Genomic DNA, 7,187 nt, shown 5'->3' with positions numbered 1-7,187 from the left:
TCCGGCTCGATCCGCACGACTACATGCTAGGAGCAACCACCCAGCATCTGGTGTGGCAAACGCGCTGATCTGCCGCGGGCCGGTTGGTGGCACTGACTCGCGGTGTTCCGCGGGCCACTCCTCTGCCGCCGTCGAGGGGCCCTCCGAGCGGCGCGTGGGTGTAACAGCTCGCACACCCGTCTAGAACTGGAATGCGGCGACCAGCAGTACGAGCCCGGCCGCTCCGTAGCAGACCGACGCTCCTCCTATCAGGGGGCGGGTCTTTGCGTCTGCTGCATCGTTGCGGTTCTTCCTCAGAAACACGAGATTGAGGACTATCCCAACCCCGAGGGCAACCAGCGCGACTGCGACCAGAACTCGTGGGTCCATTGACGCAGCGTGCCACAGGCTGGCCGCGTGGCCCTCGCCAGTCGATCTGCTGTCCGTCACTCTGATGCCGCTGGTCGCTCCGTTCCAGCTCGATCGGAAGACACCGTCTCTGGGTCCCTCAGGGGGGCACGCCATTCGAAGCCCAGCCTGCGTTCCGCGAGGCGGTCGCAGCTTCTATTGCTTGAGGATGAAGAGTTCCTCGACCGTGCGCCCGAAAGTGTGCGCCAGCCGCATGGCCAGCGGGAGGCTTGGGTCGAAGCGCCCGGTCTCGATGGCGTTGATCGTCTGCCGGGAGACGCCGAGCTCCTTGGCTAGCCGCCCTTGGCTCCAGCCGCGGGACTCTCTGAGCGCTCGAAGGCTGTTGATGGTCTCAGGCACCCAAGGCTCGCCGGGCTAGGCGGTAGCGGACCCAGAAGGCTCCGACCGCGAGCGTCACGAAAGCCATCGCCGTCAGGGCCGCGAGCGTGTCCGCAACGATCGCCAGGACGGCGAAGAGAACCGTTCCGAGGATGACGGCATCACCGTAGGCCTGGCTGCGGGCCTGCTGCGCGGCCCGGAACTCCACGCTGTCCGGTGAGCTCTCGCCCAGGGCGTCCCGGCGCCGGCGCATCGTGATGTTCAGCGCCAGGGTCAGCGGCAGGATCACCAGCAACATGCCGAGGGAGCCCAGCGGATCGTGGAGCGGGTTGTCGGCCTCGGCGTTCCCCCAGCCTTGCAGGACCAGACCTCCAAGTGCGAAGGCCCCGGCGATCAGCCAGACGTGCGAAGTCTTCATGTGTCATGCGTACTTGTCACCTCGCAGGCCTGTCAAGTGGACTTGTCAACCATGCCCGCGGGGTCCAGCCCCGCAAACCGTTCGGCCGGCGGCGCGTGGCAAACCAGACATTGCTGCCGCAACGCGCTCTGCCTATCGAACAGGAACCGCCGTAGGGTTCGGGGATGAGCACCTTCACCTGCGGCGAGTGCGGTCGAATGTTCAGGGGGCAGGCGCGTCGAACGGCGACGGGGCGGCAGGTGTGCGCCAAGTGCGAGCAGGGCCTCCTCGGCGCAGCAGCGGGAGTCCTCATGGCGTCGCGGCAGGGCGCGGACCCTGTGGCCGGTGCGGTCTCTACCCGGGGCTGGCTACGACGAATCCGCTTGCTGCGCCGAAATGGTCAGTAGCTCCCAGCTGGTGAGCACGACGAGCGACCTCGCCGCATCCGGCGCCAGGTCTCTAAGCGGTCTGGAGGGGGCGGATCTGGTTGAGGTCGGCCCCGATGACATCTTTCCGGGTCTCCAGGTCGTACCGGGTCTGCAGGTTGAGCCAAAACCGGTCACTGGTTCCGAAGTACCGGGACAACCGAAGGGCAGTGTCCGCGGTGATGCTGCGCTTGCCGTGCACGATCTCGTTGATGCGCCGCGGTGGCACACCGATCGAGACGGCCAGATGGTGCTGGGTGACGCCCAGGGGCTCGATGAACTCTTGGAGCAGTACCTCACCGGGGTGGATCGGAGCGATGGTCTTGGTCATGTCTGGGGCACCTCCTCTAGTGGTAGTCGACGATCTCAACGTCCTGCGGGCCCGCGTCGGTCCAGACGAAGCAGATTCGCCACTGCTGGTTGATCCTGATGCTGTGCTGACCGGACCGGTCGCCTTTGAGTGCCTCAAGTCGGTTGCCCGGGGGCACCCTGAGGTCCTCGAGGGTCTCGGCGGCGTCCAGCATGACCAGTTTGCGCAGGGCGGTCCTTTCGATCCGTGGATCGAGGCCCTTGGCCCGCTGGCGAGACCACAGGCGCTCCGTCGCAGTGTCCCGGAACGACCTGATCACCCGCCCAGCATAACGCCCGGCGTTATGTGCGGCCAGCTGGAGCGCGGACCTTTCGGCTGACCATATGACGAGAGAGCCTGGGGGGTCGTTGACGCGGGCAAATCTGACACAGATCTGACACAGGTTGATCAGGTCACTCGAAAAGTGCTGGTCAGAACAGAGACGAGGAGATTCCCGCCACCTCCACTCCCGTGTCTTCACGTCGTGCGGCTGTCGCACGTCAACCCCCAGAATTCCGCATGAGGACGCGGATCTGGGGGTTTCGTGCGTCTGGACAGGGGGGAGGGGGCAAGGGACGGGTTGCTCGAGGGGCCGGGGCATGTCCAGGCTTTCCCATGGAGATCCCCCTGAGGATGCCGACTCGGCAACCCGCGCACGGGGCGGTGCGGCTACGGCCCTTCACGGTCGGCGACGTGCCGATGCTCTTGGATCTGGCGACCGACCCGTACGTGCCATTGACGGGGACGCTGCCCGTCCGTGCCGACCGGGGGCAGGCGCTGGAGTACATCGAACGTCAGCACCATCGCCTGGCCACCGGGGCAGGATTCTCGTTCTGCGTTGCGCTTGCGGAATCAGATGTGGCAGTGGGTCAGGCCGGGTTGTGGGTCGGGTCGATCCACACGGGGAGGGCGACGGCCGGTTACGCGATCGCCCCGGCCCCACGCGGGAAGCGCCTCGCCGGCCAGGCCCTGACGGCTCTCACCGACTTCGCCTGGACGCTGCCGGAGGTGCACCGTGTCGAGCTCTACATCGAGCCATGGAACTCCGCCTCGCGGAGGACCGCCGAGGCCGCCGGCTACGAGCAGGAAGGCCTGCTCAGAAGTCATCAGGCGATCGACGGCCGTAGGGTGGACATGCTGCTGTACGCCAACGTCCGACGCTTCGCCGCGGCATCCTCATCTGCGCATCGAGCTCCGCCCCCTTCCGGGTTCGACGTCCCGGCGCAGTACAAGGCCCGAACTGCTCGCCGCGGACGCGTCGGGGACACTGAGGGGCGTACCGACCACAGTTTTCGGAAGGAGTAGCCGTGACCCAGGGAACCGTCCGCTGGTTCGATGCCGACCGGGGGTTCGGCTTCATCGCCCTCGACCAGGAGGGAGAGGACCTGTACGTGCATGCGTCCGAGATCGTCAGCGACGACACGAGGAAGCTGCTCCGGGAGGGGCAGGTGGTCGAGTTCGAGATCGGCGAGGGGGATCGTGGGCCGCAGGCACGCCGGGTCCGGGTCACGGCCGACCAGGCCGCCGACGTATCGGTGGGCCAGCTCGGCACCGTCTCCTGGTACGAGCCTGCCAAGGGGTACGGCTTCATCACGCCCGACGGGGATGGTGCCGAGATCTTCGTGCACAGCTCGGCCATCGTGGGCGGCGGCGTCGTCCGGGAAGGGCAACGGGTGGCGTTCCTCGTCGTCGAGGGGGAGAAGGGGCCGCAGGCCGATCATCTGCTTCCCCTCGACGACCACGCGGCCCAGCCGGCCGTGGCCTCCGACGGGGCGGACGGGACGGTGTCCTGGTACGACGTGGGCAAGGGCTTCGGGTTCATCAGCCCCGACTCGGGCGGCCCCGACGTCTTCGTCCACGTGCGGGAGCTGGCCGACGGGCTTCCCGAGCTGGACGAGGGGGACCGGGTGAGGTATGACGTCGTCGAGAGCGAGCGGGGCCTGCAGGCACGCGACGTGCGCCTCGCGCGCAGCTCAGTACCGCGGGGCGCACCCGCGAGGTCGACGGCACGCGCCCGCCCGGGGCGACGGGAGACGTCGGCGGCCCCGGCCCGCGGCGGCGAGGGAGTGGTCGCTCGCTACGACGCGGAGCGGGGGTTCGGCTTCATCGCCCCCGACACCGGCGGCGCGGACCTGTTCGTGCACGTCTCGGTCCTGCGAGGCGGAGAGGTGCTCCACCCGGGCGACCGGGTCCGGTACCAGGTGCGGCAGAGCGATCGAGGACCACAGGCCGACCGCGTCGAAAGGGTGTGAGCGGGGAGGGCGGTCCGGCAGCACGAAGGACGCCGACCATGAGAAGGACCTCCGCACCCTGTCGGATGCGGAGGTCCCTCTGCGTCGAGGTGCCGGTCGGCTCAGGCCTTCTGCTGCTCGGCCATCTTGGCGCGCACGTCGTCCATGTCCAGCTTCTTGACCTGGTCGATGACCGACTCGAGGTCGCGGGCCGGCAGGGCGCCGGGCTGGCGGAAGACGAGCATGCCGTCACGGAACGCCATGAGGGTGGGGATCGAGCTGATGCCGGCGCCCGCGGCCAGCGCCTGCTGGTCCTCGGTGTCGACCTTGCCGAAGACGACATCGGGATGCTGCTCGGCAGCCTTGTCGTAGACCGGGCCGAACATCTTGCACGGGCCGCACCACTCGGCCCACCAGTCGACCAGCACGATGTCGTTGCCGGTGACGGTCTGCTCGAAGGTCTCTGCGGTCAGGTTCACGGTGCTCATGGAACCGTCAACGTCATGACGGGGCGGATCTCTTCCGTGGCACCGATCACCCTGGGTCCTCGGCGTGGGGAGGGACGTCGTCGGCCACGACGGCTCCCCGGCGCCCCGGACGGCGTTCGGTCCCCACCGTGGTGTCGCGGGCGGTCTGTCGTTCCGACTCGGCGTTGACCGCCGCCCCGAGGACGACGAGCAGGACGGTGAGCCAGAGCCAGAGCATGCTGATCGCAACCCCGGCCAGCGAGCCGTAGGTGCGTTCGTAGCTCGAGACGTTCGTCACGTAGGTGAAGAGCGCGGCGGAGGTGATCAACCAGGCGACCGTCGCGGAGACGGACCCGACGCTGATCCAGCGCCACCGGGCCCGGCCGCGACGGTCGGGGCCGAAGCGGTAGAGCACCGCCAGCGTCAGGACCATGAGGAGCGCCAGCCCGACCCAGACCCCCGCGACCACCACGGACCGGACGACCTCGGGGGCGCCGGACAGGTTGCGGAACAGCACGGTGCTGGCGCTGATCACCGCTCCGAGCACCACGGCGCCACCCAGCACGAGGGTCAGGGCGACGACGCTCCGGCGCAGCGGCCCGCGGGTCTCCTCCTCCCGGTAGGCCACGGTCAGCGCCTCCATGAGGAACGTCATGGCCGTCGTCGCCGTCCCGAGGGCGACGGCCACGGCGAGCAGTCCACGGACGGTGAGCACCTGCGTGGACGCGGCCGTGATGGAGACCAGCTGGTCGGCCAGCACGTCGCCCACCGCCGGGGGAAGGAGGTCGACCGCTCCCGAGAGGTGCGCCATCGCCTGGGCGGGCGTGTTCACCGCTCCGTAGACCGACAGCGCGGTGAGCAGCACGGGCGCGACCGAGAGGACGGCGAAGAAGGCGACGGCGGCGCTGTGCAGGGAGATGCGGTCGTCCCCGATCCGGCGGAGCACCCGGCGCAGGACGAGCCCCCAGCCGCGCCACGGGATCTGGCGGGGGTCGACGGCACCGGCCCCCTGACCGGCCGACGTCGGCTCGCGGTCCGGCGCTGACGACATGCTCCAGTCTCTCCCGTCGGATCCCGGACCGCACGGCCGCCGGCGACGTGCCCGTCCGCCCTCTGTCCGCCGGCGACCCGGATGCGGGAACGGGCGAGCCGGCAGGGAAGAATGTCCCCCCATGAGCCCTGTGCCCTCCGTGTCCAACTCCATCACCGTCCGGCTCGAGCTCCCGGCCCGGGTCACCGCCGTCTCGGAGATCACCACCGCGGTCTCCGACGTCGGGGGGATGGTCACGGCGGTGGACATCAGCGAGTCGGGCACCGAGCGGCTCCAGGCGGACCTGACCGTGGCCACCCACGGCACCACCCACGCGGCCGAGGTGGTCGAGGCCATCGCCGGCGTTGACGGCGTGGAGATCGGACGGGTCAGCGACCGGACCTTCCTGGCCCACCTCGGGGGCAAGCTCGAGGTGCGGTCCAAGCTGCCGATCCGCAACCGGGACGACCTGTCCCTGGTCTACACCCCGGGCGTGGCCAAGATCTGCCAGGCGATCGCCGAGAACCCTGCCGACGCCCGGAGCCTGACGATCAAGCGCAACACCGTGGCGGTCGTCACCGACGGGTCGGCCGTCCTGGGCCTGGGCGACATCGGCCCGCTGGCCGCGATGCCGGTCATGGAGGGCAAGGCGGCCCTGTTCAAGCGCTTCGCCGACATCGACGCCTTCCCCATCTGCCTGGACGCCCACGACGCCGACGAGATCGTGCGCATCGTCAAGGCGCTCGCCCCCGGGTTCGCCGGCATCAACCTCGAGGACATCTCCGCCCCGCGCTGCTTCCACATCGAGGCACGCCTGCGCGAGGAGCTGGACATCCCGGTCTTCCACGACGACCAGCACGGCACCGCGATCGTCGCGCTGGCCGCCCTGAAGAACGCCCTCCGGGTGGTCGGCAAGGAGCTCGACGACGTCAAGATCGTCATGTCGGGGGCCGGCGCGGCCGGTTCGGCGATCATCCGCCTGCTCCTGCTCGCCGGAGCCACCGACCTGGTCGTGGCCGACGTCGACGGCGTGGTGCACTCCCGCCGTGCCGACGTCATGCGCGGCACCAACGGCAACCTGGCCTGGATCGCCAGCCAGACCAACCGGGCCATGGAGACCGGCACCCTCAAGGACGCCCTCGTCGGGGCGGACGTCTTCATCGGCGTGTCCGCCGGCAACATCCTCACCGGCGAGGACATCGCGCAGATGAACGAGGACGCCGTCGTCTTCGCCATGGCCAACCCGGTGCCCGAGGTCGACCCGGTCGAGGCCGGCCGGCACGCGACGGTCGTGGCGACCGGCCGCAGCGACTTCGCCAACCAGATCAACAACGTGCTGGTCTTCCCGGGTGTCTTCCGCGGCCTCCTCGACGCGCAGAGCGACCACGTCGACGACGAGATGCTGCTCGCCGCGGCCTCGGCCCTCGCCGACGTCGTCACCCCCGAGGAGCTCAACCCCACCTACATCATCCCGAGCGTGTTCAACACGGCCGCGACGACGGCGGTGGCCCGGGCCGTCGAGCAGGCCGCGCGGGACCGCCGGGCGGGGGAGGGCTCCTGAG

The 7,187-nt window shown here is 69.4% G+C and carries 10 protein-coding genes; 3 read left to right on the top strand and 7 right to left on the bottom strand.

Going from position 1 to position 7,187, the window contains the following annotated elements:
* Positions 1–180: 180 nt before the first annotated feature.
* The 5 genes from FJR00_RS03995 to FJR00_RS03975 all read right to left on the bottom strand — a co-directional run bounded on the left by FJR00_RS03995 (position 181) and on the right by FJR00_RS03975 (position 2,177).
* Positions 181–369 carry a hypothetical protein gene (locus FJR00_RS03995; RefSeq protein WP_141337541.1) on the bottom strand — a complete coding sequence of 63 codons (189 nt, stop codon included), beginning with the start codon at positions 367–369 and terminating at the stop codon, positions 181–183.
* 174 nt (positions 370–543) lie between these two features.
* A complete protein-coding gene (locus FJR00_RS03990; protein ID WP_238330284.1) occupies positions 544–747 on the bottom strand; it encodes a helix-turn-helix transcriptional regulator in 204 nt (67 codons plus the stop codon).
* Positions 740–1,144, bottom strand: coding sequence for a hypothetical protein (locus FJR00_RS03985; RefSeq protein WP_141337540.1), 405 nt, complete (start codon positions 1,142–1,144; stop codon positions 740–742). The genes FJR00_RS03990 and FJR00_RS03985 overlap by 8 nt, the downstream gene beginning before the upstream one ends.
* Before the next feature lie 438 nt (positions 1,145–1,582).
* Entirely contained in the window at positions 1,583–1,879 is a 297-nt protein-coding gene (locus tag FJR00_RS03980) for a HigA family addiction module antitoxin (protein WP_075958466.1), read from the bottom strand.
* Between the two features lie 16 nt (positions 1,880–1,895).
* Positions 1,896–2,177: a type II toxin-antitoxin system RelE/ParE family toxin gene (locus tag FJR00_RS03975; protein ID WP_075958465.1), complete on the bottom strand. Its 282-nt coding sequence runs from the start codon at positions 2,175–2,177 to the stop codon at positions 1,896–1,898.
* A 335-nt stretch (positions 2,178–2,512) separates the two neighbouring features.
* Here FJR00_RS03975 and FJR00_RS03970 point away from each other — a divergent pair, with 335 nt between their 5' ends.
* Positions 2,513–3,202, top strand: coding sequence for a GNAT family N-acetyltransferase (locus FJR00_RS03970; RefSeq protein ID WP_141337539.1), 690 nt, complete (start codon positions 2,513–2,515; stop codon positions 3,200–3,202).
* 2 nt (positions 3,203–3,204) lie between these two features.
* The gene (locus tag FJR00_RS16485; RefSeq protein WP_141337538.1) at positions 3,205–4,149 is read left to right on the top strand and encodes a cold-shock protein; all 945 of its coding nucleotides are present in this window, start codon (positions 3,205–3,207) and stop codon (positions 4,147–4,149) included.
* 101 nt (positions 4,150–4,250) lie between these two features.
* Here FJR00_RS16485 and trxA read toward each other — a convergent pair whose 3' ends face one another.
* Positions 4,251–4,616, bottom strand: coding sequence for a thioredoxin (gene trxA, locus FJR00_RS03960; protein ID WP_075958464.1), 366 nt, complete (start codon positions 4,614–4,616; stop codon positions 4,251–4,253).
* Between the two features lie 46 nt (positions 4,617–4,662).
* Complete coding sequence (locus FJR00_RS03955; RefSeq protein ID WP_141337537.1) at positions 4,663–5,646, bottom strand: YihY/virulence factor BrkB family protein; 984 nt, start codon at positions 5,644–5,646, stop codon at positions 4,663–4,665.
* Between the two features lie 121 nt (positions 5,647–5,767).
* Between FJR00_RS03955 and FJR00_RS03950 the strand changes: the two genes are divergently transcribed.
* A complete protein-coding gene (locus tag FJR00_RS03950; protein WP_075958462.1) occupies positions 5,768–7,186 on the top strand; it encodes an NAD-dependent malic enzyme in 1,419 nt (472 codons plus the stop codon).
* Position 7,187: the final 1 nt, after the last annotated feature.

Source organism: Ornithinimicrobium kibberense (assembly GCF_006519705.1).
Taxonomy (GTDB): domain Bacteria; phylum Actinomycetota; class Actinomycetes; order Actinomycetales; family Dermatophilaceae; genus Ornithinicoccus; species Ornithinicoccus kibberensis.
Note: the sequence above shows the minus strand (reverse complement) of the source record. Positions and strands in the feature narration are given on the sequence as shown.

Excerpts from the sequence above, each read along its gene's own strand:
- FJR00_RS03970 (WP_141337539.1), top strand. The coding sequence starts at position 2,513 with ATGGAGATCCCCCTGAGGATGCCGACTCGGCAACCCGCGCACGGGGCG.
- FJR00_RS03955 (WP_141337537.1), bottom strand. The coding sequence starts at position 5,646 with ATGTCGTCAGCGCCGGACCGCGAGCCGACGTCGGCCGGTCAGGGGGCC.
- FJR00_RS03950 (WP_075958462.1), top strand. The coding sequence starts at position 5,768 with ATGAGCCCTGTGCCCTCCGTGTCCAACTCCATCACCGTCCGGCTCGAG.
- FJR00_RS03985 (WP_141337540.1), bottom strand. The coding sequence starts at position 1,144 with ATGAAGACTTCGCACGTCTGGCTGATCGCCGGGGCCTTCGCACTTGGA.
- trxA (WP_075958464.1), bottom strand. The coding sequence starts at position 4,616 with ATGAGCACCGTGAACCTGACCGCAGAGACCTTCGAGCAGACCGTCACC.
- FJR00_RS03995 (WP_141337541.1), bottom strand. The coding sequence starts at position 369 with ATGGACCCACGAGTTCTGGTCGCAGTCGCGCTGGTTGCCCTCGGGGTT.
- FJR00_RS03980 (WP_075958466.1), bottom strand. The coding sequence starts at position 1,879 with ATGACCAAGACCATCGCTCCGATCCACCCCGGTGAGGTACTGCTCCAA.